Raw genomic sequence first — 23171 nt, 5'->3', positions numbered from 1 at the left:
CAGAGAGTTCGCCATCCATGGCCTGAACGGTCGGTGGCCGGCTCAGCGGGTACCGGAATGCCCGAAGCCACCCGCGCCGCGCTGGGTCTCGTCGAAGGCCTCGACGATGTCGAAGTGCGCCTGCACCACCGGCACCAGGATCAGCTGTGCGATGCGCTCGCCGACGGCGATGGTGAACGGCGTGTCGCCACGGTTCCAGCACGACACCATCAGCTCGCCCTGGTAGTCCGAGTCGATCAGGCCGACCAGGTTGCCGAGCACGATGCCGTGTTTGTGGCCCAGGCCCGAGCGCGGCAGGATCATCGCCGCCAGGCCCGGGTCGCCGATGTAGATCGACAGGCCGGTGGGGATCAGCAGGGTCTGGCCCGGCTCGAGAACGGTGTCCTCCTTGAGCAGGGCGCGCAGGTCGAGGCCGGCGGAACCCGGGGTGGCGTATTGCGGCAGCGGGAATTCGCTGCCCAGGCGTGGGTCGAGGATCTTGGCTTGAAGAGCGTGCATGTAACTTATTGAACCTGGTTGAGCCGTTCGGCGATGAAGGCGACCAGTTGCCGGGCAATCTTGCCCTTGCTGGTCTGCGCGAAGAGGGTCTGGTGCTGCTGGCGGTCGATCACGGTCAGGGCGTTTTCCTCGCTGTTGAAGCCGATGCTGGGGTTGGCCACATCATTGGCGACGATCAGGTCGAGGTTCTTGTCCTTGAGCTTGCGCGTGGCGTAATCGAGCAAGTGTTCGGTCTCGGCGGCGAAGCCGACGCTGAACGGGCGGTCGACGCGACCAGCGATGGTCGCAAGGATATCGGGATTGCGCACCATCTGCAGCAGCATGCCGTCGCCGGTCGTAGGATCCTTCTTGAGCTTTTGCGCGGCGACCACCTCTGGGCGGTAGTCCGCGACCGCTGCAGAGGCGATGAACAGGTCGCATGGCATGGCCGCTTCACAGGCCGCGAGCATGTCCCGCGCGCTGACCACGTCGATGCGCTGCACCCGGTCGGGTGTCTGCAGGTGCACAGGGCCCGTCACCAGGGTCACCCGAGCCCCGGCTTCGGCGGCCGCTTCGGCCAGGGCGAAGCCCATCTTCCCGGAGCTATGATTGGTGATGTAGCGCACCGGGTCGATGTTTTCCTGGGTGGGGCCGGCGGTGATCAGCACGTGCTTGCCGGTCAGCGCCTGGCGCTTGAAGCTTTCGGCGGCGCACCAGGCCAGGTCGGTGGCTTCGAGCATGCGGCCCAGGCCCACGTCGCCACAGGCCTGGCTGCCGGAGGCCGGGCCGAACACCTGGATGCCGCGGCGCTTGAGCAGGTCGAGGTTGTCTTGCGTGGCCGGGTCGCGCCACATTGCCTGGTTCATTGCCGGGGCAACGGCCACGGTGGCGTCGGTGGCCAGCACCAATGTCGTCAGCAGGTCGTCGGCCATGCCCTGGGCCATGCGCGCCATGAGGTCGGCGGTGGCCGGGGCGATCAGCACCAGGTCGGCCCACTTGGCCAGTTCGATGTGGCCCATGGCCGCTTCGGCGGCAGGGTCGAGCAGATCCATGTGCACCGGGTGGCCGGACAGCGCCTGCAGGGTCAGCGGGGTGATGAATTCGGCACCACCACGGGTCATGACGACGCGCACCTGCGCGCCGTGCTCCAGGAGTCGGCGAATCAGCTCGGCGCTTTTGTAGGCGGCAATGCCACCCCCGACGCCGAGAACGATGCGCTTGCGATACAGCCGCTGCATAGGCTTGCCTTTATTCCAGTGAGAGCGGTCGGCGACGTTCGGAACCGCCTGCGGCAGAACGTCGCATGTACGAGGCGAAATAGATTAACACAGGGCCGAAACGGGCCGCAGCAAGGGCAGGGAGCGGGGATGAACATCAGGGAGTGGCCGGCGGATGAGCGGCCGAGGGAGAAGTTGTTGCTGCGTGGCGCGGCGGTGCTGTCCGACGCCGAGTTGCTGGCCGTGTTGCTGGGCTCCGGGGTGGCCGGGCGCAATGTGCTGGACCTTGCCCGGGGGCTGTTGGCGCGCTTTGGCGGGCTCAGGTCGTTTCTTGAGGCTGAGCGGCAGGCCGTATTGCGCGAGCCGGGGCTGGGGCCGGTGAAATATGCGCAGTTGCAGGCGTTGCTGGAGATTGGCAGGCGCTATCTGGATGAAAATATCGAGCGCACGCCTGCCCTGGAGAGCCCGACAGCAGTGCGGCGCTATCTGAAATCCATGTTGCGCCATGAGGCAAGCGAGGTTTTCGGTTGCCTGTTCCTGGATAGCAAGCATCGGCCGTTGGCGTTCGAGATCCTCTTCCGGGGCACGATAGACCGGGCGAATGTCTATCCCCGAGAGGTGGTGCGTCGGGCATTGCAGCACAACGCGGCGGCGCTGATTCTGTGTCACAACCATCCTTCGGGGAGCAGTGAGCCGAGCCAGGATGACGTGCACCTGACGGTTTCGCTGAAGCGCGGGTTGGCGTTGATCGATGTGCGGGTGCTGGATCACATCATCGTTGGCGATGGGGAGCCACTGTCGATGGTCGAGCAGGGGTGGATCGTGGCCTGAGGCCTTGTGCTGCCTGTGCCGGCCCTTTCGCGGGTGAACCCGCTCCCACAGGATCTCCACAGATTTTGAGCCTGTGGTGGTCCTGTGGGAGCGGGTTCACCCGCGAAAGGGCCAATGCAGGTTTACCGAGTAGCCGACACCTTGCTGAAGTCCAGCCGCCCGAACGGGCTCACCTGGAACCCTTCGACCCCTTGGCGCAACAGCGTCGCCGCCGTCGGGTGCGCCAGCGGCACCCACAGCGCCTGCTGCTGGATCAGCGTCTGCGCCTGCTGGTACAGCCGGCTGCGCACGCTCTGGTCGTTGGTGGTGCGCCCTGCGCTGATCAGCTGGTCCAGGCGGTTGTCGCAGAAGCGCGCGAAGTTGGTGCCCGACTGCACCGCCGCGCAGGAAAACTGCGGGCTGAGGAAGTTGTCCGGGTCGCCGTTGTCGCCGGCCCAGCCCATGAACAGCAAGTCATGCTCGCCAGCCTTGGCGCGGCGGATCAGCTCGCCCCATTCGATCACGCGGATCTCGGCCTTGACGCCGATCTTCGCCAGGTCCGCCTGCAGCATCTGCGCGCCCAGGCTCGGGTTGGGGTTGAGCAGGCTGCCCGAAGGGCGGGTCCAGATCGTCGTGCTGAAGCCCTCGGCCAGGCCCGCCTTGGCCAGCAGCGCCTTGGCCTTGTCCACGTCCAGCGGGTAGCCCGGCAGGTTCTTGGCATAGCTCCAGGTGTTGGGCGGGTAGGGGCCGTTGGCGGCGGTGGCGGTGCCTTCGAATACGGCCTTGAGGTAGGCCTGCTTGTCGAAGGCCAGGTTGATCGCCTGGCGCACCTCGGGCTTGTCCAGCGGCGGGTGCTCGCTGTTGATGGCGACGAAGGCGGTCATGAATGCCGGGGTGGTGGCGACCTTGAGGTTGCCGTCCTTGCCAGCCTCGGCAATATCCAGCGGCTTGGGCGACAGGGCCACCTGGCATTCGCCGCGCTTGAGCTTCTGCAGGCGCACGTTGGCATCGGTGGTGATGGCGAAGATCAGCGGGTCGACCGCCGGCTTGCCGCCGAAGTAGTCCGGGTTGGCGCGGTAGCGCACCACGGCGTCCTTCTGGAAGCGCTGGAAGACGAACGGGCCGGTGCCGATCGGCTGGCTGTTGAGCTTCTCCGGGGTGCCGTCCTTCATCAGCTTGTCGGCGTATTCGGCCGAGTAGATCGAAGCGAAGCCCATGCTCAAGGTGGCCAGGAAGGTGGCGTCGGCGTGGGTCAGGGTGAAGCGCACGGTGTTCGGCGTGGGCGCCTCGATCGCCTTGATCAGGCTGCCCAGTTGCAGCGACTGCGCATGCGGGTAGCCGCCGGGAGCGCTCTTGTGCCAGGCGTGGGCCGGGTAGAGCATGCGCTGGAAGCTGAACAGCACGTCGTCGGCATTGAGCTCGCGGCTCGGCGTGAAGTACGCGGTCTTGTGGAACTTGACCCCGTCACGCAGGGTGAAATCGTAGACCAGGCCGTCGGTAGACACCGTCCAGCTCTGGGCCAGGCTCGGCACCACCTTGCCCTGGCCTGCGTCGAACTCGACCAGACGGTTCATCAGCACGTCAGCCGAGGCATTGGTGGTGGTCAGCGAGTTGTACTGGACCACGTCGAAGCCTTCGGGGCTGGCTTCGGTGCAGACACTCAGCGGGGCGGCCTGGGCAACGCCTGCGGCAAACAGGGAGGTGAACAATAAGGAAAGGGCGGCAGCACGCATGGTGGCTCCTTGGCTGGTCGATGGCCCATCTGCCGGTGCAGTCTGGAAACGTCCTACCCTAGTGTGCGTAAAAGGAAATGACCACCTTCTTTTTCAGGCGCTTGGCGACGAGCGGTCGACAGTGCGGCGGGCGAGTCGTTATGCTGCTCGCGCGCAATTCGTGGCAGTGGAATGCTCATCTTCTGTTGTTGCAGCGCAGTCTTTCTGGTATAAAGCAGCGCTCTTTTCTAGGGGCTCGGCCTGTCGCATCAGCGGATCCGGTCGATAAGACCTCCAGAATCACGGCGCCTGGCGCCAAAGACTGAGAGATTAAGCGGCCAACCCATGCCGGGTTGGGCATGTGGTTTTAGAGGGCTGAGTCATGTCGAGAGTCTGTCAAGTTACTGGTAAGGGTCCAGTAACCGGGAACAACATTTCCCACGCAAACAACAAAACCCGTCGTCGTTTCCTGCCGAACCTGCAGCACCACCGTTTCTGGGTTGAATCCGAGAAGCGTTTCGTGCGTCTGCGCGTTTCCGCCAAAGGCATGCGTATCATCGACAAGCGCGGCATCGACGCCGTTCTGGTTGACATCCGTAAAGCTGGCGCCAAGGTTTAAGGGAGAGCATCATGCGTGAATTGATCCGTCTGGTTTCGAGTGCCGGTACCGGCCACTTCTACACCACCGACAAGAACAAGCGCACCACCCCGGACAAAATCGAGATCAAGAAATACGATCCGGTTGTTCGCAAGCACGTGGTGTACAAGGAAGCCAAGATCAAGTAATTGATCGGCGACCTGAAAAAAACCCGCATCCGAAAGGACGCGGGTTTTTTTATGCCTGTGCCGGCCTCTTCGCGGGTTCTCCGCCGCCCTCAGGGAATGCGCTATCCCTGTGGGAGCGGGTTTACCCGCGAAGAGGCCCGAACAGGCGAAAAATTATTTCTGCTCGAACATCACATAGATCTTGCGGCAAGGCTCCAGCACCTCCCAGGTGCCCTTGAACCCTGCCGGGATGACGAACCGATCACCGGCACGCAGGGTCTTGGCCCCGCCATCCTGATCGCGCAGCACCGAAACGCCCTGGACGATCTCGCAGTACTCATGCTCGGTGTAGCTCACCGTCCATTGCCCCACTGCACCTTCCCAGACTCCTGCGGCAAATTGCCCGCACGGGCTCGAATAGTGGTTGTAGACAGCCTGGTCCGGCTCGCCCTTGAGGATTTTCTCCGCCGCCGGGCGGTAACGTTCGGCCTCGGTGAGAACCTGGGCGAAGTCGATGATGCTGTCGATGCTCATGGTGCGGCTCCTGTTGTTGTTTAATAAAATGAACATCAGTAGGCTTTTAGGCCGTTCGTGTCAAATATATTGATACTTTACCCGGGCTGGTTTAGGGTATCGCTTGCCCGTGTGCGCTCGTCGCCCGGCCAGAATTCTGACAACGCCAGTGAGTCCTCAGTGCGGCGTTGCACCTAAACAAGAGGAGGAGTTTCGTATGACCACCCTGACCCGTGCGGACTGGGAACAACGTGCCCAGCAACTGAAGATCGAAGGCCGTGCCTTCATCAACGGCGAATACACCGACGCCGCATCCGGTGAAACATTCGACTGCCTGAGCCCGGTCGACGGACGCTTCCTGGCCAAGGTCGCCAGCTGCGACCTGGCTGATGCCAACCGCGCCGTGGAAAACGCCCGCGCCACCTTCGACTCCGGCGTCTGGTCGCAACTGGCCCCGGCCAAGCGCAAGGCCAAGCTGATCCGCTTCGCCGACCTGCTGCGTAAAAACGTGGAAGAACTGGCACTGCTCGAAACCCTGGACATGGGCAAGCCGATCGGCGACTCCTCCAGCATCGACATCCCGGGCGCGGCCAATGCCATCCACTGGACCGCCGAAGCCATCGACAAGGTCTACGACGAAGTCGCCCCGACCCCACACGACCAGCTTGGCCTGGTCACTCGCGAGCCGGTGGGCGTGGTCGGTGCCATCGTACCGTGGAACTTCCCGCTGCTGATGGCCTGCTGGAAACTCGGCCCGGCCCTGGCCACTGGTAACTCGGTGGTGCTCAAGCCGTCCGAAAAATCCCCGTTGACCGCCATCCGCATCGCCCAGCTGGCCATTGAAGCCGGCATCCCGGCCGGCGTGCTGAACGTGCTGCCAGGCTACGGCCACACCGTGGGCAAGGCCCTGGCCCTGCACATGGACGTCGACACCCTGGTGTTCACCGGCTCGACCAAGATCGCCAAGCAGCTGATGGTCTACGCTGGCGAATCGAACATGAAGCGCATCTGGCTGGAAGCCGGCGGCAAGAGCCCGAACATCGTCTTCGCCGACGCCCCGGACCTGCAAGCCGCTGCCGAAGCCGCTGCCAGCGCCATCGCCTTCAACCAGGGCGAAGTCTGCACTGCAGGCTCTCGCTTGCTGGTCGAGCGTTCGATCAAGGACAAGTTCCTGCCCATGGTGGTCGAGGCCCTCAAGGGCTGGAAGCCAGGCAACCCGCTGGACCCGCAGACCACCGTCGGTGCCCTGGTCGACACCCAGCAGATGAACACCGTGCTGTCGTACATCGACGCCGGCCACAAGGACGGCGCCACGCTGCTGGCTGGCGGCAAGCGTACACTCGAAGAGACCGGCGGCACCTACGTCGAGCCGACCATCTTCGACGGCGTGACCAATGCCATGCGCATCGCCCAGGAAGAAATCTTCGGCCCAGTGCTGTCGGTGATCGCCTTCGACACCGCCGAAGAAGCCATCGCCATCGCCAACGACACCCCGTATGGCCTGGCCGCCGGTATCTGGACCTCGGACATCTCCAAGGCCCACAAGACCGCCCGCGCCGTGCGCGCTGGCAGCGTCTGGGTCAACCAGTACGACGGCGGCGACATGACCGCGCCGTTCGGTGGCTTCAAGCAGTCGGGCAACGGCCGTGACAAGTCGCTGCATGCGCTGGAGAAGTACACCGAGCTGAAGGCGACCTGGATCAAGCTGTAATCCGGTAGGGCCTTTTCGCGGGTAAACCCGCTCCCACAGGTGCTGCACTGCTTTCAAAAGTGGTGATGTACCTGTGGGAGCGGGTTTACCCGCGAATGGGCCTGGAAAAACCAGCCTGGGAGGCTGCAATGCGTTGGGGTACCTACTTCGCTGTACTGGCATCGGTGCTCAGTGTCGGTTTGGCGCTCGGCGTGAGCATGCCGCTGGTGTCCCTGCGCCTGGAGGCCTGGGGCTACGGTGGGTTCGCCATCGGCGTGATGGCGGCGATGCCGGCGCTCGGCGTGCTGCTGGGCGCCAGCCTGGCCAGCCGCCTGGCCGGTTGGGTCGGCGTGCCCTCGGCCATGCGCCTGTGCCTGTGGGGCGGGGCGCTGTCGATCGGCCTGGTCGCCTTGCTGCCCAGCTACCCGCTGTGGCTGGCGCTGCGCCTGTTGATCGGCATGTCGTTGACCGTGGTGTTCATCCTCGGTGAAAGCTGGATCAATCAGCTGGTGGTCGAGCAATGGCGCGGCCGCCTGGTGGCGTTGTACGGCAGCAGTTACGCCCTGAGCCAGCTGGCCGGGCCGCTGGTACTGGGCTTTCTCGGCTCCGACGACGACTTTGGCTTCTGGGCCGCGACCGGCCTTCTGCTGCTCGCGCCCTTGTTGCTGCTCGGTCGCGGCGGTGCCCCCAGCACCGAGGCCTGCAGCGTGACCTTCGGCGACCTGTTCGCCTTCTGCCGGCGCTTGCCGGTGATCGCCTGGGCGGTCGCACTGTTTGCCGCCTTCGAGGCGATGATTCTTACCCTGTTGCCGGTGTATTGCCTGCAGCAGGGCTTCAGCACCGAGATCGCCCTGTTCATGGTCAGCACCGTGGTGGTGGGTGATGCGGTGCTGCAACTGCCGATCGGGGCGCTGGCCGACCATATGTCGCGCCAGGCGCTGTTCACCGGTTGCGCGATGACCTTGATGGTGTCCAGCCTGGCGATTCCGCTGTTGCTGGACACACCGGCGATCTGGCCGCTGTGGGTGCTGTTCGGCGCCAGTGCCGGGGGCTTGTTCACCTTGTCGCTGATCCTGATTGGCGAGCGCTACCGCGACGATGCGCTGGTGCGGGCCAATGCCCATGTGGCGCAGCTGTGGGGTATTGGTTGCCTGCTCGGGCCGTTGCTGGCCGGGGCGGGGAGCCAGTGGGTCAGCGGGCATGCGTTGCTGTGGCTGATGGCGGCGGGGGCGGCGGGGTTGGTGGTGCTGACGCGGCGGCCGGGGGCTTTTGAGGCGGCGTCTGCCTGATGGATTTTGGGGCCGCTTGGCGGCCCTTTCGCGACACAAGGCCGCTCCTACAAGAATACGCGGTGCTTGTGTAGGAGCGGCGTCGTGTCGCGAGCGGGCCGCAAAGCGGCCCCGGCAATACCGGCTACAGCATCTTCTCCAAACCGACCGCCTTGCTGATCCAGGCATTGAAGCGCCGCCAGATACCGCCCGGCTCCGAGGTCAGCATGTGCCGCTGGCCATTGTCCTCGGTCGCCCACACCAGCTTGTCACCCACCAGCTTCACCTGGTAACTCAGCGCCGGCGCCATGCCCTGCAGGGCCAGTTCGCGGGTGTATTCGGCCAGCTCCGGGCTGTCCACCAGCACGCCGACTTCGGTGTTCCACAGCACAGAGCGCGGGTCGAAGTTGAACGAACCGATGAAGGTCTTGTGCCGGTCGAACACCATCGCCTTGCTGTGCAGGCTCGAGTCCGAGCTGCTGCCATGCAGGCTCAGGCGCGTAGTCGCCGGGGCGCCCGGCTGGCGGCGCAGTTCGAACAGCTGCACGCCATGCTCGAGCAAGGCCCGGCGATAGGGCGCATAGCCGCCGTGTACCGCTGGCACGTCGGTGGCTTCCAGCGAATTGGTCAGCAGCTTGACCGAGGCTCCGGCGTCGGCGCGCCCGGTCAGGTACAGCAGGCCCGGCTCACCGGGCACGAAGTAGGCCGAGACCAGGATCAGTTCGCGGTGCACGCTGGCCAGGTCCGGCGCCAGTTGCTGGCTCAGCAGCAGCTGCGGGTCGGGCTCGTCGTCGGCCAGCACCTTGCTCGGCGCATCCCACAGCGCTTGGGCGTGGGCCCAGATCAGCTCGTTGCGCCACACGTCCAGGCGTGGCTGGGTCTGATAGGCCATCAGCCGGTCATACAGGGCCTTGCGCTGCACCCGTGCCTGGGCCAGCGATACTTCGAGACGCTGACGGCTGGCGCGCAGATCGTCGGCATCCGGCTCGCGCCAGAGGAAGTCGGTGATCGGCCGGCTCAGGGCGCTGTTCCAATACTGGTCGAAACTGTGCCCCAGCTGTTCGGCTACCGGGCCAACGCCCAGCAGGTCGATGTCGGTGAAGTTGAGGTTGGGCTCGGCATCGAAATACTCGTCGCCCAGGTTGCGCCCGCCGACGATGGCCATGCTGCCATCCACCAGGAACAGCTTGTTGTGCATGCGCCGGTGCTGGCGCGACAGGTTGAACAGGCGGCCGACGGCGCGGGTGACGCCGGTGCTGCGGCCCAGGTGCAGCGGGTTGAACAGGCGGATCTGGATGTTCGGGTGGGCATCGAGGGTACCCATGAGGGTGTCCAGGCCGTCGCTGGTGGTGTCGTCGAGCAGGATGCGCACGCGTACGCCGCGGTCGGCGGCGCGCAGCAGCTCGTGCACCAGGGCGCGGGTGCTGAGGCCGTCGTGGACGATGTAGTACTGCAGGTCGATGCTCGACTGGGCGTTGCGGATCAGCTCGGCGCGGGCGCGGAACGCCTCGTTGCTGTTGGGCAGCAGGCGAAAGCCTGAGCGCCCCTGGTAAGGCGCGGCCTGGCGCAGCACCGAGCGGCCGAGCGCCGAGTCGCTGGCGGGCAGCGCCTGGCTGGTTTCGCGGGGCGTGCCGACGCTGGCGCAGCCATTGAGGCCGAGCAACAGCACCAGCAGCAGAGGCAAGGCTCGCTGGAGGCTCAAGGGTGAATCGTCCTGTACGGCTAAGCGCTAACGGGTTGGACTACGCAGGGCGGCGCAAAGTTACCCTTCGACGTGGTCTTCATCCAGTAGACGAAGGGCGGTCTCACCGACCTTGCGCACCGCCGCCTCGATCGCCGGTGTCGGCCGCGCGGCGAAGTTCATGCGCAGGCATTGGCGGAACTTGCCCGAGGCCGAGAAGATGCTGCCCACGGCAATCTGTACGCCCTGCTCCAGTAAAGCGCGATTGAGCCGCAGCGTGTCGAAATGTTCGGGCAATTCCACCCACAGCATGAATCCGCCCTGGGGCCGGCTGGCCCGGGTGCCGGCCGGGAAGTAGCGGGTCACCCAGTCGCTCATCAGGTCGCGGGAGCGCTGGTACTGGCTGCGCATGCGCCGCACGTGGGGCTGGTAGTGGCCGGCGGCGATGAAGTCGGCAATCGCCAGCTGCGGCTGGCTGGCGGTGCTGCCGGTGCTGATGTACTTCATGTGCAGCACCCGCTCCAGGTAGCGCCCGGGGGCGACCCAGCCGATGCGCAGGCCAGGGGCGAGGGTCTTGGAGAACGAACTGCACAGCAGCACGCGGCCATCGTCGTCGAACGACTTGATCGTGCGCGGGCGCGGGTAGGTATAGGCCAGGTCGCCATACACATCGTCTTCGAGGATCGCCACGTCGTAGCGCTGGGCCAGGCTCAGCAGGGCCTTCTTGCGCGCCTCGGGCATGATGTAGCCCAGCGGGTTGTTGCAGCTCGGGGTGAGCTGGATGAGCTTGATCGGCCACTGCTCCAGGGCCAGTTCCAGGGCTTCGAGGCTGATGCCGGTGACCGGGTCGGTGGGGATCTCCAGGGCCTTCATGCCCAGGCCCTTGAGGGTCTGCATGGCACCGTGGAAGCTCGGCGAGTCGACCGCGACGATGTCGCCGGGTTCGCACACCGCGCGGATGCTGCACGACAGCGCCTCGTGGCAGCCGGTGGTCACCACCAGGTCGGCCGGGCCCAGGCGGCAGCCGGAGTCGAGCATCAACCGGGCGATCTGCTCGCGCAGGGCCAGGTTGCCGTGGATGTTGTCGTAGTACAGGCCGGGCATGTCCTGCCGGCGGCTGAGCTGGGCGAGGCTGCGCAGCAGTGGCTTGAGGGACGGGCTGTCGATGTCGGGCATGCCACGGCCAAGCTGGATCACGTCCCGGCGCGGGGTACTGCGCACCAGCTCCAGTACCTGTTCCCACTGGGAGATGTCCACCGGGCGTTGGGCCGGGCGGCTGACCGCAGGCAGGGCGGGGAGGGCGCGGTGGTCGCTGACGAAATAGCCGGACTTGGGCCGTGGCGAGACCATGCCGCTGTCTTCGAGCATGCGGTAGGCCTGCTGCACGGTGCTCAGGCTGACACCATGTTCCTCGCTCAGGGCGCGCACCGAAGGCAGGCGCTGGCCTGGGCGATAGAGGCCCTGTTCGATGCGCGCGCCGAGCAGTTCGGCGAGGTTCAGGTAGAGGGTCACGGCATACTCCTGCGCGTTCCTGTAGAAAGCGACCAGTACAGATGAGCTGAAAATACATCATTCAGCTGTCGGGCGGCCAATTCTGTATGGGAATAATAAGCCTGTATTGGATCTGTATTGCCGAGGCTGCCCACGCGCATGCTGTCTCCACGGTTACACACTGAATGGGAGACCGCAGCGATGGGTGGCATGAGCGATGTGCGTTTGCAACTGATGGCCAGAGAGCTGGATGCCGGGCAGCAGACCAAGGTGTTCAACGCGCCGGCCGGGCTTGGGCGTTGGGGGCTGATGCTGCACCGCTGGCACACCCGCCGGGCCTTGCTGCAGCTGGACGATGACCAACTGCGGGACATCGGCCTGAGCTGGGAGCAGGCGCGGACTGAGGGTCGCAAACCCTTCTGGAAAGACTGACAACCCGCTCCCACAGGGGTAGGGTGCCAGCCTTTAGACCAGCTCTTTGAGTTGATGCCAGAGCATGCCCAAGGCCAGGATCGGCGAGCGCAGGTGCTTGCCGCCCGGGAAGGTCATGTGCGGCACCTTGGCGAACAAGTCGAAACGCCCGCTCTCCTGGCCGCTGATGGCTTCACCCAGCAGGCGTGCAGCCAGGTGTGTGGCGTTAAGGCCATGCCCGGCGTAGGCCTGGGCGTAATACACATTGGGCTGGCTGGCCAGGCGGCCGACCTGCGGCAGGCGGTTGGCGCCGATGCCGATCATGCCGCCCCACTGGTAGTCGATGCGCACGTCCGCCAGTTGCGGGAACACCTTGAGCATCTTCGGCCGCATGTAGCCGGCGATATCCTTCGGGTCGCGGCCGGAATAATGGCAGGCGCCGCCGAACAGCAGGCGGCGGTCGGCCGACAGGCGATAGTAGTCCAGCGCCACGCGCTGGTCGCACACCGCCATGTTCTGCGGCAGCAGCTGGCGGGCACGTTCCTCGCCAAGCGGCTCGGTGGCGATGATGTAGCTGCCGGCTGGCAGCACCTTGCCGCCCAGCTCGGGGTTGAGGTCGTTGAGGTAGGCGTTGCAGCACAGCACCAGGGTCTTGGCGCGCACCCGTCCCCGGGCCGTGTGCACCTGCACTTCGGCGCCGTAGTCGATGCGCGTCACCTCGGACTGCTCGAACAGCTGCACGCCAAGGAGACTGGCCGCAGCCGCTTCGCCGAGGGCCAGGTTCAGCGGGTGCAGGTGGCCCGAGCCCATGTCGACCAACCCGCCTACATAGCGGTCGGAGCCGACCACGCTGTGGATATCGTCCTTGCCGATCAGGCGTAGTTCGTGGCGGTAGCCCAGGCTGCGCAGCTCCTCGGCGTCCTCGGCAAAGCCCTTGAGCTCATCGGGCTTGTTGGCCAGGTCGCTGTAGCCCCAGGTCAGGTCGCAGGCGATGGCGTGGCGTTCGATCCGCTGGCGGACGATGTCTACCGCTTCCAGGCCCATCAGCTTGAGGCTGCGCACGCCTTCCTCGCCAATCACCGGCAGGAACTGCTCCAAGCCGTGGCCGACGCCGCGGATCAGCTGGCCGCCATTACGCCCGCTGGCGCCCCAGCCGAGCTTGCGCGCTTCCAGCAGGATTACCGAGAAGCCGCGCTCGGCCAGTTCGATGGCGGTATTCAGCCCCGAATAGCCGCCGCCGACGATGCACACGTCGGCGCGCTGGTCGCCCTGCAGGAAGGAATGATCCGGGTGGGGCGCGCTGCTGGCGGCGTAGTAGGAGGCGGCGTGCTGCGCGCTGTGGATCATGAGGGGCGGCCCTTGAAAATGGAGGGAGGCGCGAGGATAAGCTGAGCCATCGCGGTGGGGCAACCAGCGAGGGCTGCGCCCTCGTTCGCGGGTAAACCCGCTCCCACAGGTCCGTCACAGGGCTCGAATCTTGCGGGATACCTGTGGGAGCGGGTTCACCCGCGAATGGGCCTATAATCCATCCAATCTTTCAGCTTTGTACCCAGCCATGTCCTGCAACCGCCACAAGATCCACTTCCTGCGCGAGCTCATTCCGTCATTCGAATGCGTCCCCGGCTGCCACGACTGCTGCGGCCCGGTCACCACCTCGGCGGAAGAAATGGCCCGCCTGCCGCGCAAGACCCAGGCCGAGCAGGACGCCGCCCTCGAGCGTCTGGACTGCGTGCACCTGGGCCCCAACGGCTGCACCGTGTATGACGAGCGCCCGATGATCTGCCGCCTGTTCGGCACCACACCGCGCATGGCCTGCCCACGCGGTCGTGGCCCGGAGCCGATGATCGAGCCCGCCGCCGAACAGCTGGTCCACCAGTACATCGCCAGCACCCGCCAGGTCCTGGTCTAGCCTCAGTCCGGGATCGGCAGGCAGAGGCTTTCCTTCACCTCTTCCATGACGATGTAGCTCTTCGACTCGCGCACGTGCGGCAGCTTCAGCAGGATGTCGCCGAGCAGCTTGCGGTACGAGGCCATCTCCGAAATCCGCGCCTTCACCAGGTAGTCGAAGTCACCCGACACCAGGTGGCACTCCAGCACGTGGGGCAGCTTGAGCACCGCCCGGCGGAACTCCTCGAAGGTATCGCCCGACTTGTAGTCCAGGCTGATTTCCACGAACACCAGCAGGCTGCCCTTGAGGTGCTGCGGGTTGAGCCGGGCGTTGTAGCCCATGATGATGCCCTCGCGCTCCAGGCGGCGCACGCGCTCGGTGCAAGGGGTGGTGGACAGCCCGACTTTCTCGCCCAGTTCGGTGAAGGAAATACGCCCGTCATTCTGCAGGATCCGCAGGATGTTGCGGTCGATCTTGTCCAGTTCACGCTTGCTCTGGTGCTGGGTTCTCATAGGGGATGCCCCTCCGTGAAAGGCGTTTTTGCCGAGAATTCTCGCCAATAATAGGCTTTTATATAGTGAATTGCACTGGTCTGAGATTCTTATACTGCGCCCATCCATGCCATATCAACAAAACAGCGGTGCGCCGCGTGCGAGGGATGAACGATGCGAGTATTGGTACTTGGTAGCGGCGTGATCGGTACCGCCAGTGCCTATTACCTGGCCCGGCAAGGCTTCGAGGTGACCGTGGTCGACCGCCAGCCGGCAGTGGCCCTGGAAACCAGCTTTGCCAACGCCGGCCAGATCTCGCCCGGCTACGCCTCGCCCTGGGCCGCCCCCGGCGTGCCGCTCAAGGCCATCAAGTGGCTGCTCGAGCGCCACGCGCCCCTGGCCATCAAGCTCACCGGTGACGTCGACCAGTACCTGTGGATGGCGCAGATGCTGCGCAACTGCACCGCCAGCCGCTACGCGGTGAACAAGGAGCGCATGGTGCGCCTGTCCGAGTACAGCCGCGACTGCCTCGACGAACTGCGCGCCGAAACCGGCATCGCCTATGAAAACCGTAGCCTGGGCACCACCCAGCTGTTCCGCACCCAGGCCCAGGTGGATGCGGCGGCCAAGGACATCGCCGTGCTGGAACAGTCCGGCGTGCCCTACGAGCTGCTTGACCGCGACGGCATCGCCCGCGTCGAACCGGCCCTGGCCGGCGTGAAGGACATCCTCGCCGGCGCCCTGCGGCTGCCCAACGACCAGACCGGCGACTGCCAGCTGTTCACCACCAAGCTGGCCGAGATGGCCGTGAAGCTGGGCGTGGAGTTCCGCTTCGGCCAGGACATCCAGCGCCTGGACTTCGCCGGTGACCGCATCAATGGCGTGTGGATCGACGGCAAGCTGGAAACCGCCGACCGCTACGTGCTGGCGCTGGGCAGCTACTCGCCGCAGATGCTCAAGCCGCTGGGGGTCAAGGCGCCGGTGTACCCGCTCAAGGGCTATTCGCTGACCGTGCCGATCACCCATGCCGAGATGGCGCCGACCTCGACCATCCTGGACGAAACCTACAAAGTGGCGATCACCCGTTTCGACAACCGTATCCGCGTCGGCGGCATGGCGGAAATCGCCGGCTTCGACCTGTCGCTGAACCCGCGTCGACGCGAAACGCTGGAGATGATCGTCAACGACCTTTATCCTCGCGGCGGCGACCTGAGCCAGGCGAGTTTCTGGACCGGCCTGCGCCCGGCCACCCCGGACGGCACGCCGATCGTTGGCGCCACCGCGTTCCGCAACCTGTTCCTCAACACCGGCCACGGCACGCTGGGGTGGACCATGGCCTGCGGTTCCGGGCGCCTGCTGGCCGACCTGATTGCGCGCAAGAAGCCGCAGATCAGTGCCGAAGGCCTGGATATCTCGCGCTATGGCAACAGCCCGGAAGTGGCCAAGCATGGGCGGGCCGAGCCTGCCCACCAGCAGTAAGGTCGCCTGTACCGGCCTCTTCGCGGCTAAAGCCGCTCCCACAGGGACCGCATGATCCTGAGCATTGTGCGGTCCACTGTGGGAGCGGCTTCAGCCGCGAAGAACCCAACACCGATTTCAACCCGAACACCATAAGGCAGCCGCCATGCGTCCCGCCCGCGCCCTGATCGACCTGCAAGCCCTCCGCCACAACTACCGCCTGGCCCGTGAACTCACCGGTGCCAAGGCCCTCGCCGTGGTCAAGGCCGACGCCTATGGCCATGGCGCCGTGCGCTGCGCCCTGGCCCTGGAGCCCGAGGCCGACGGCTTTGCCGTGGCCTGCATCGAAGAAGCGCTGGAGCTGCGCGCCGCCGGCATCAAGGCCCCGGTGCTGCTGCTCGAAGGCTTCTTCGAAGCCAGCGAGCTGGCGCTGATCGCCGAACACGACCTGTGGTGCGTGGTGCATTCGCTGTGGCAGCTCGAAGCCATCGAGCAGACCCAGCTGCACAAGCCGCTGACCATCTGGCTCAAGCTCGACAGCGGCATGCACCGCGTCGGCCTGCACCCCAAGGACTACCACGACGCGTACCAGCGCCTGCTGGCCACCGGGCGGGTGTCGCGCATCGTGCTGATGACTCACTTCGCCCGCGCCGACGAGCCCGACGCCGACGCCACCGAACAGCAGATCGCCGTGTTCAACGCCGCCCGTGACGGCCTGGTCGCCGAGTGCAGCCTGCGCAACTCGCCCGGCGTGCTGGCCTGGCCGCAGGCGCCGAGCGACTGGGTACGCCCGGGCATCATGCTGTATGGCGCCACCCCCTTCGAGGTCGACCAGCCCCAGGCCGCACGCCTGCAACCGGTGATGACCCTGCAATCGCGGGTCATCAGCGTGCGCGAGCTGCCAGCCGGTGCGCCGGTCGGTTATGGCGCCAAGTTCGTCAGCCCGCGCCCGACCCGGGTCGGCGTGGTCGCCATGGGCTATGCCGATGGCTACCCGCGCCATGCGCCCACCGGCACCCCGGTGGTGGTTGCCGGCAAGCGCAGCCAACTGATCGGGCGGGTGTCGATGGACATGCTTTGCATCGACCTCACCGAGGTGCCCGAAGCCACCGTCGGCAGCCCGGTGGAGCTGTGGGGCAAGCAGGTGCTGGCCAGCGAGGTGGCGCAGCAGGCCGGGACCATCCCATACCAGATCTTCTGCAACCTGAGGCGCGTGCCGCTGGACTATTACGGCGAATAAGGCGCCGTAGCGGACAGCGTGAGGGCGGTGTGTTGTAAATACTGAACGGCATTGCCATGATATCGTTCACATTCACCCCGCCATCACACCGTTTCAGGAGGCGCAAGCTTTGGACGTCGGCGAACGACTGCAAGCCATCCGCAAGCTCAAGGGCCTGTCCCAGCGGGAACTCGCCAAGCGCGCGGGGGTGACCAACAGCACCATCTCGATGATCGAGAAGAACAGCGTGAGCCCGTCGATCAGCTCGCTGCGCAAGGTGCTGAGCGGCATTCCCATGTCGATGGTCGAGTTCTTTTCCGTCGAGCTCGAGTCCGAAAGCCCTACGCAGATCGTCTACAAGGCCCACGAGCTGATCGATATCTCCGACGGCGCGGTGACCATGAAGCTGGTCGGCAAGTCGCACCCCAACCGTGCCATTGCCTTTCTCACCGAGGTCTACCCACCGGGTGCCGACACTGGCGCCGAAATGCTCACCCACGATGGCGAAGAGACCGGCATCCTTCTCGAGGGGCGCCTTGAGCTGGTGGTGGGCAACGAGCTGTTCATCCTTGAAGCGGGTGACAGCTACTATTTCGAAAGCACCCGCCCGCACCGTTTCCGCAACCCGTTCGATGCCCCGGCACGGCTGATCAGCGCGGCTACCCCGTCGAATTTTTGATCCAGCGCAGTGCATTGATGCGCCAATACCCCTTTCCCCAGTAGGGTCGTTCCACGCTTTCAGGCTACCCGCTATACTTTTCAACGCTCGCATAACCGTGGCCGCGGGCGTGATTAGCCACCATGAGGGTGTACGCGTGAACCAAATCAAGAAGATGCTGGCCGTACCAGCAGCCGTAGTCGCCCTATGGGCAATGAGCGCAAGCGCAGCGACCAACGACGAACTCGCCAAGCGCCTCGACCCGGTGGGCCAGGTGTGCGTGCAGGGCCAGGAGTGCAAGGGTATGGAAGTCGCGGCCGCAGCGGCTGGCGGTGCAGCCAAGACGCCGGACGACGTGATCGCCAAGCATTGCAATGCCTGCCATGGCACCGGCTTGCTGGGGGCACCGAAGATTGGTGATGGCGCGGCGTGGAAGAAACGCGCCGATGAGCAGGGTGGGGTGGACGGGCTGCTGGCCAAGGCCATTACCGGCCTGAATGCCATGCCGCCGAAAGGCACCTGCGCGGATTGCTCGGATGATGACCTCAAAGGGGCCATCAAGAAAATGTCCGGGCTTTGAGCCGGTAGATGAATTGCATGAGGCCCGCCTGTTTTGGCGGGCTTAGTTTTTGGGTTGCCTGTGCTGGCCCTTTCGCGGGTAAACCCGCTCCCACAGGGACCGCACAGGCAACCAACCCACTAGCGCCATGTCCAACCCCTGACCCCAAGGATGATTCAGGAGGCCCCCCGATGCACCTCTGCGCCATCGACCACGCTGTCGAGCAGGTCCTCTCCCGCCTGCCAGCCCACATCCACATGGGCCTGCCCCTGGGCCTGGGCAAGCCCAACGCCTTCGTCAACGCGCTCTACGCCCGCGTACGTGAACTGCCGGAACGCCGCCTGACCATCTACACCGCGTTATCCCTGGGCCGCCCACCCCTGGGCGACGGCCTGCAGCGGCGCTTGCTCGAACCCTTCGTCGAGCGCGTGTTCGGCGACTACGAAGAACTCACCTACCTCGCCGACCTGCACCACGACGACCTGCCACCGAACATCCGCGTCGAGCAGTTCTTCATGCAACCCGGCAGCCTGCTGCACAGCGAAACCGCCCAGCAGGACTACATCAGCAGCAACTACAGCCACGCCGCCCGCGACATCAACGCCAAGGGCCTGAACCTGATCGCCCAGCTGGTCGCCGCCACGCCGGAAAAGCCCGTGCACCTGAGCCTGGCCTGCAACCCCGACATCACCCTCGACCTGCTGCCGATGATCGCCAAGCGCCGGGAGGCCGGCGAAACCATCCTCATGCTCGGCCAGGTACACGCCGAATTGCCCTACATGCCAGGCGACGCGGAACTGCCCATCGACACCTTCGACCTGCTGATCGACGAGGCCGAGCAGCGCCGCCTGTTCTCTACCCCGAACATGCCGGTCACCACCCAGGACCACTGCATCGGCCTGCACGCCAGTTCGCTGGTGCGCGACGGTGGCACCCTGCAGATCGGCATCGGCGCCATGGGCGATGCGCTGGCGGCGGCGTTGCTGGCGCGCCAGGGCGACAACCCAGGTTATCGCGCCCTGCTCGACGAGCTGGACGTCGGCCCATGGCAAACGCTGATCGAGCGGGAAGGGGGCCTGGATGCCTTTGCCCAGGGCCTTTACGGCTGCAGCGAGATGTTCGTCAACGGCCTGCTGGCGCTGGCCGAGGCCGGCGTGGTGCGGCGCCCGGCGGATGAGCAGGGCGTGCTGGTGCACGGCGGCTTCTTTCTCGGCCCGCGGGCGTTCTACCAGCGCCTGCGGGAGATGCCGCTGGAGCAGCGCGCCCGCTTCGCCATGACCCGCATCAGCTTCATCAACGAGCTGTACGGGCAGGAAGACCTCAAGCGCCGCCAGCGCCGCGACGCGCGCTTCGTCAACACGGTGTTCGGCATGACCCTGCTCGGTGCCGGGGTGGCCGACCAGCTGGAGGATGGCCGGGTGCTCAGTGGCGTGGGCGGGCAGTACAACTTCGTCGCCCAGGGCCATGCGCTGGAGGGCGGGCGTTCGATCCTGCTGCTGCGCAGCTGGCGCGAGGCGGGCGGGGAGGTGACGTCCAACCTGTTCTGGCAGTATGGCCACTGCACCATCCCCCGGCACCTGCGCGATATCGTGGTGACCGAGTATGGGATTGCCGACTTGCGCGGGCAGACCGACAGCGAGGTGATTGCGCGGTTGCTGGCGGTGAGCGATTCGCGGTTCCAGGGTGAGCTGATGGAGCAGGCCAGGCGTGCCGGCAAGCTGGCCAGGGATTTCGAGCTGGATCCGCGTTTTGCCGATAACACGCCGCAGCGGCTGGAGGAAATCAGGGCGCGCCATGCGCGGTTGTTCCCGGAGTATCCGCTGGGTACGGACTTCACGGCTGAGGAGCGGGACTTGCTGCGGGCGCTGAACTGGCTGAAGAGCAAGTTCAAGCTGAGCGAGGTGCTGGAGCTGGGCAAGGCCGCGCTGGAGGCGCCGGGGCCGGAGGGGTATGAGGCGCATCTGGTGCGCATGCAGCTGGACAAGCCGCAGGGGTTGAAAGAGGAGCTTTACCAGCGGTTGCTGCTGGCGGGGTTGGCGGCGACCTGAACGATTGCCGGGGCTGCTTTGCAGCCCTTTCGCGACACAAGGCCGCTCCTACAAGGGAATGCGATCCCCTGTAGGAGCGGCCTTGTGTCGCGAAAGGGCCGCAAAGCGGCCCCAAGGGCCATCACTCGATAAAGCTGACCACACCACCTTCCAGCGACTTCACCCGGGCCAGCGATTCGACGCGGTAGCCCTGGCTGTCCAGCTCGGCACGGCCGCCCTGGAACGACTTCTCGATGACGATGCCCAGGCCGGCCACGGTGGCGCCAGCCTGCTTGATGATCGAGATCAGTGCCTGGGAAGCTTTGCCGTTGGCCAGGAAGTCGTCGATCACCAGCACGCGGTCGCTGCTGTTGAGGTGGCGCGGCGAGATCGCCACGGTGTTCTCGGTCTGCTTGGTGAAGGAGTACACCGAAGCAGTCAGCAGGTTCTCGGTCAGGGTCAGCGACTGGTGCTTGCGCGCGAAGATCACCGGTACGCCCAGCTTCAGGCCGGTCATCACCGCCGGGGCGATGCCTGAGGCTTCGATGGTGACGATCTTGGTCACGCCGGCATCGGCGAACAGGCGGGCGAACTCGTCACCGATCAGCTGCATCAGCGCCGGGTCGATCTGGTGGTTGAGAAACGCGTCGACTTTGAGAACCTGGTCGGAAAGCACGATGCCTTCTTCGCGAATCTTCTGATGCAGTGCTTCCACTATGTTTTCCTCGATGTAGCAAAGGTGGCCGCAAATAGCGGCAGAGTTAAAGAGTAATGGTTGATCAGCGTTTGAGCATTGCCCGGATGTCGGCCAGGGCGTTGTTGCCGCGTGCGGCCTTCACCTCGACCGGTGCATCGTCCAGGCCTTCCCAGGCCAGGTCGTCCGGTGGCAGTTCGTCGAGGAACCGGCTCGGCGTGCAGTCGATGATCTCACCGTACTGCTTGCGCTTGGCGGCGAAGGTGAAGGCCAGGGTCTGGCGTGCGCGGGTAATGCCCACGTAGGCCAGGCGGCGCTCCTCTTCGATGGTGTCGGCCTCGATGCTGGAGCGGTGGGGGAGGATTTCCTCCTCCATGCCCATGATGAACACGTAAGGGAATTCCAGGCCCTTGGAGGCGTGCAGGGTCATCATCTGCACACCCTCGGCGTTCTCTTCCTCTTCCTGCTGGCGTTCGAGCATGTCGCGCAGCACCAGCTTGCCGATGGCGTCCTCGATGGTCATGTCACCCTCTTCGTCTTTCTCGAGGGTGTTCTTCAGCGCTTCGACCAGGAACCAGACGTTGCTGATGCGGAACTCCGCCGCCTTGTCGCTGGCGGTCTGCTGGCGGATCCAGTTCTCGTAGTCGATGTCGCGGATCATCTCGTGCAGCGCGGCGATCGGGTCTTCCAGGGCGACCTTGTGGCGAACCCCGTCGAGCCAGTGCTTGAAGCGCTGCAGGCGCTCGGTGTAGCGGGCGTCCAGGTGTTCGCCCAGGCCCAGCTCCTCGCTGGCGGCGTACATCGAGATGCCGCGCTCGGTGGAATAGTTGCCGAGCTTTTCCAGGGTGGTCGAGCCGATTTCCCGGCGCGGCACGTTGATGACCCGCAGGTAGGCGTTGTCGTCGTCCGGGTTCACCAGCAGGCGCAGGTAGGCCATCAGGTCCTTGACTTCCTGGCGGCCGAAGAAGCTGTTGCCGCCCGACAGGCGATACGGCACCTGGTGGTGCTGCAGCTTCAGTTCGATCAGCTTGGCCTGGTAGTTGCCGCGGTAGAGGATGGCGAAGTCGCTGTACGGGCGGTTGGTGCGCAGGTGCAGGGTGAGGATTTCCATGGCCACGCGCTCGGCCTCGGCGTCCTCGTTCTTGCAGCGGATCACGCGGATCTCGTCGCCCACGCCCATCTCGCTCCACAGCTGCTTTTCGAAGGCATGCGGGTTGTTGGCGATCAGCACGTTGGCGCAGCGCAGGATGCGGCTGGTGGAGCGGTAGTTCTGTTCGAGCATGACGATCTTCAGGGAGGGGTAGTCCTCCTTGAGCAGCATCAGGTTCTCCGGGCGCGCGCCACGCCAGGCGTAGATCGACTGGTCGTCGTCGCCGACCACGGTGAACTGGTTGCGCATGCCGATCAGCATCTTCACCAGCAGGTACTGGCTGGCGTTGGTGTCCTGGTATTCGTCCACCAGCAGGTAGCGCACGCGGTTCTGCCAGCGCTCGAGCACCTCGGGGTGCTCCTGGAACAGCTTGACCGGCTGCAGGATCAGGTCGTCGAAGTCCACCGCGTTGAACGCCTTGAGCGTGCGCTGGTAGTGGGTGTAGACGATGGCGGCGGTCTGTTCGCGCGGATTGCGGGCTTTTTCCAGGGCTTCGGCGGGCAGGATCAGGTCGTTCTTCCAGGCACCGATCATGTTCTTGATCTCGTCGATGCCGTCGTCGCCGGAGTATTCCTTCTGCATGATGTCCGACAGCAGCGCCTTGATGTCGGACTCGTCGAAGATCGAGAACCCCGGCTTGTAGCCCAGGTGCTCGTGCTCCTTGCGGATGATGTTCAGGCCCAGGTTGTGGAAGGTGCACACCGTCAGGCCCCGGCCTTCCCCCGGACGCAGCAGGGTGGCGACCCGTTCCTTCATCTCGCGCGCGGCCTTGTTGGTGAAGGTCATCGCCACGATGTACTGGGCACGGATGCCGCAGTTCTGGATGAGGTGGGCAATCTTGCGCGTGATCACGCTGGTCTTGCCCGAGCCTGCACCGGCGAGCACCAATAGAGGGCCGCCGACATAGTCACGGGCTTCCTGTTGCCGGGGATTGAGTCGGGACATGCTAGAAACCGGGGGTCGCCAGAAAATAGCCGCGCATTCTAACAGGC

The 23171-nt window shown here is 65.1% G+C and carries 22 protein-coding genes; 12 read left to right on the top strand and 10 right to left on the bottom strand.

From position 1 onward, the window contains the following. Positions 1-42: 42 nt before the first annotated feature. Both dut and coaBC read right to left on the bottom strand, forming a co-directional pair. Positions 43-498, bottom strand: coding sequence for a dUTP diphosphatase (gene dut / locus ACIP21_RS06280; protein ID WP_400685249.1), 456 nt, complete (start codon positions 496-498; stop codon positions 43-45). 5 nt (positions 499-503) lie between these two features. Continuing rightward, positions 504-1715: a bifunctional phosphopantothenoylcysteine decarboxylase/phosphopantothenate--cysteine ligase CoaBC gene (coaBC, locus tag ACIP21_RS06275; protein WP_400685247.1), complete on the bottom strand. Its 1212-nt coding sequence runs from the start codon at positions 1713-1715 to the stop codon at positions 504-506. 129 nt (positions 1716-1844) lie between these two features. Here coaBC and radC point away from each other — a divergent pair, with 129 nt between their 5' ends. Continuing rightward, positions 1845-2525, top strand: coding sequence for a DNA repair protein RadC (radC, locus tag ACIP21_RS06270; RefSeq protein WP_400685244.1), 681 nt, complete (start codon positions 1845-1847; stop codon positions 2523-2525). A gap of 122 nt (positions 2526-2647) precedes the next feature. On the opposite strand, the gene ACIP21_RS06265 is transcribed toward radC, so the two are convergent. After that, positions 2648-4237 carry an ABC transporter substrate-binding protein gene (locus tag ACIP21_RS06265; RefSeq protein ID WP_400685242.1) on the bottom strand — a complete coding sequence of 530 codons (1590 nt, stop codon included), beginning with the start codon at positions 4235-4237 and terminating at the stop codon, positions 2648-2650. A 361-nt stretch (positions 4238-4598) separates the two neighbouring features. Here ACIP21_RS06265 and rpmB point away from each other — a divergent pair, with 361 nt between their 5' ends. Both rpmB and rpmG read left to right on the top strand, forming a co-directional pair. Then, entirely contained in the window at positions 4599-4835 is a 237-nt protein-coding gene (gene rpmB, locus ACIP21_RS06260; RefSeq protein ID WP_003253504.1) for a 50S ribosomal protein L28, read from the top strand. An 11-nt stretch (positions 4836-4846) separates the two neighbouring features. After that, entirely contained in the window at positions 4847-5002 is a 156-nt protein-coding gene (rpmG, locus tag ACIP21_RS06255) for a 50S ribosomal protein L33 (RefSeq protein ID WP_003253507.1), read from the top strand. A gap of 153 nt (positions 5003-5155) precedes the next feature. On the opposite strand, the gene ACIP21_RS06250 is transcribed toward rpmG, so the two are convergent. Further along, complete coding sequence (locus ACIP21_RS06250; RefSeq protein WP_400685239.1) at positions 5156-5515, bottom strand: cupin domain-containing protein; 360 nt, start codon at positions 5513-5515, stop codon at positions 5156-5158. 196 nt (positions 5516-5711) lie between these two features. Between ACIP21_RS06250 and ACIP21_RS06245 the strand changes: the two genes are divergently transcribed. Next, positions 5712-7205 carry an aldehyde dehydrogenase gene (locus ACIP21_RS06245; protein ID WP_400685237.1) on the top strand — a complete coding sequence of 498 codons (1494 nt, stop codon included), beginning with the start codon at positions 5712-5714 and terminating at the stop codon, positions 7203-7205. Positions 7206-7333: 128 nt separating this feature from the next. Further along, a complete protein-coding gene (locus tag ACIP21_RS06240) occupies positions 7334-8473 on the top strand; it encodes an MFS transporter (protein WP_400685235.1) in 1140 nt (379 codons plus the stop codon). Positions 8474-8597: 124 nt separating this feature from the next. Here ACIP21_RS06240 and ACIP21_RS06235 read toward each other — a convergent pair whose 3' ends face one another. Both ACIP21_RS06235 and ACIP21_RS06230 read right to left on the bottom strand, forming a co-directional pair. Further along, positions 8598-10154: a phospholipase D family protein gene (locus ACIP21_RS06235; RefSeq protein WP_400685233.1), complete on the bottom strand. Its 1557-nt coding sequence runs from the start codon at positions 10152-10154 to the stop codon at positions 8598-8600. A gap of 60 nt (positions 10155-10214) precedes the next feature. After that, the gene (locus tag ACIP21_RS06230) at positions 10215-11645 is read right to left on the bottom strand and encodes a PLP-dependent aminotransferase family protein (RefSeq protein ID WP_400685231.1); all 1431 of its coding nucleotides are present in this window, start codon (positions 11643-11645) and stop codon (positions 10215-10217) included. Positions 11646-11825: 180 nt separating this feature from the next. On the opposite strand from ACIP21_RS06230, the gene ACIP21_RS06225 reads away from it, so the two are divergent. Beyond that, the gene (locus tag ACIP21_RS06225; RefSeq protein ID WP_400685228.1) at positions 11826-12056 is read left to right on the top strand and encodes a DUF1127 domain-containing protein; all 231 of its coding nucleotides are present in this window, start codon (positions 11826-11828) and stop codon (positions 12054-12056) included. Between the two features lie 33 nt (positions 12057-12089). Here the strand turns inward: ACIP21_RS06225 and ACIP21_RS06220 are convergent, their stop codons facing one another. After that, positions 12090-13382 carry an NAD(P)/FAD-dependent oxidoreductase gene (locus ACIP21_RS06220; RefSeq protein ID WP_400685226.1) on the bottom strand — a complete coding sequence of 431 codons (1293 nt, stop codon included), beginning with the start codon at positions 13380-13382 and terminating at the stop codon, positions 12090-12092. 208 nt (positions 13383-13590) lie between these two features. Here ACIP21_RS06220 and ACIP21_RS06215 point away from each other — a divergent pair, with 208 nt between their 5' ends. After that, positions 13591-13944, top strand: a complete 354-nt coding sequence (locus ACIP21_RS06215; RefSeq protein ID WP_400685224.1) for a YkgJ family cysteine cluster protein — start codon at positions 13591-13593, stop codon at positions 13942-13944. A gap of 2 nt (positions 13945-13946) precedes the next feature. Here the strand turns inward: ACIP21_RS06215 and dadR are convergent, their stop codons facing one another. Then, positions 13947-14435: a transcriptional regulator DadR gene (dadR, locus tag ACIP21_RS06210; protein WP_003258963.1), complete on the bottom strand. Its 489-nt coding sequence runs from the start codon at positions 14433-14435 to the stop codon at positions 13947-13949. A gap of 153 nt (positions 14436-14588) precedes the next feature. On the opposite strand from dadR, the gene dadA reads away from it, so the two are divergent. From dadA to ACIP21_RS06185, 5 genes are all read left to right on the top strand, one after another. Next, on the top strand, positions 14589-15893 hold the full coding sequence (dadA, locus tag ACIP21_RS06205) for a D-amino acid dehydrogenase (protein WP_400685222.1): 1305 nt from the start codon (positions 14589-14591) through the stop codon (positions 15891-15893). Between the two features lie 145 nt (positions 15894-16038). After that, on the top strand, positions 16039-17112 hold the full coding sequence (gene alr, locus ACIP21_RS06200; protein ID WP_400685220.1) for an alanine racemase: 1074 nt from the start codon (positions 16039-16041) through the stop codon (positions 17110-17112). A 109-nt stretch (positions 17113-17221) separates the two neighbouring features. Continuing rightward, positions 17222-17770 (top strand): cupin domain-containing protein, encoded by a 549-nt coding sequence (locus ACIP21_RS06195; protein WP_400685218.1) that lies wholly within the window; start codon positions 17222-17224, stop codon positions 17768-17770. Positions 17771-17906: 136 nt separating this feature from the next. After that, entirely contained in the window at positions 17907-18329 is a 423-nt protein-coding gene (locus ACIP21_RS06190; RefSeq protein ID WP_400685216.1) for a c-type cytochrome, read from the top strand. A gap of 170 nt (positions 18330-18499) precedes the next feature. After that, positions 18500-20356, top strand: coding sequence for an acetyl-CoA hydrolase/transferase C-terminal domain-containing protein (locus ACIP21_RS06185; protein ID WP_400685214.1), 1857 nt, complete (start codon positions 18500-18502; stop codon positions 20354-20356). Between the two features lie 121 nt (positions 20357-20477). On the opposite strand, the gene ACIP21_RS06180 is transcribed toward ACIP21_RS06185, so the two are convergent. Further along, positions 20478-21050 carry a xanthine phosphoribosyltransferase gene (locus tag ACIP21_RS06180; RefSeq protein ID WP_003253535.1) on the bottom strand — a complete coding sequence of 191 codons (573 nt, stop codon included), beginning with the start codon at positions 21048-21050 and terminating at the stop codon, positions 20478-20480. A 64-nt stretch (positions 21051-21114) separates the two neighbouring features. Beyond that, positions 21115-23124, bottom strand: a complete 2010-nt coding sequence (gene rep / locus ACIP21_RS06175) for a DNA helicase Rep (protein ID WP_400685212.1) — start codon at positions 23122-23124, stop codon at positions 21115-21117. Between the last annotated feature and the right edge of the window lie 47 nt (positions 23125-23171).

The organism is Pseudomonas sp. NPDC089401, assembly GCF_044749485.1.
Lineage (GTDB): Bacteria > Pseudomonadota > Gammaproteobacteria > Pseudomonadales > Pseudomonadaceae > Aquipseudomonas.
Note: the sequence above shows the minus strand (reverse complement) of the source record. Positions and strands in the feature narration are given on the sequence as shown.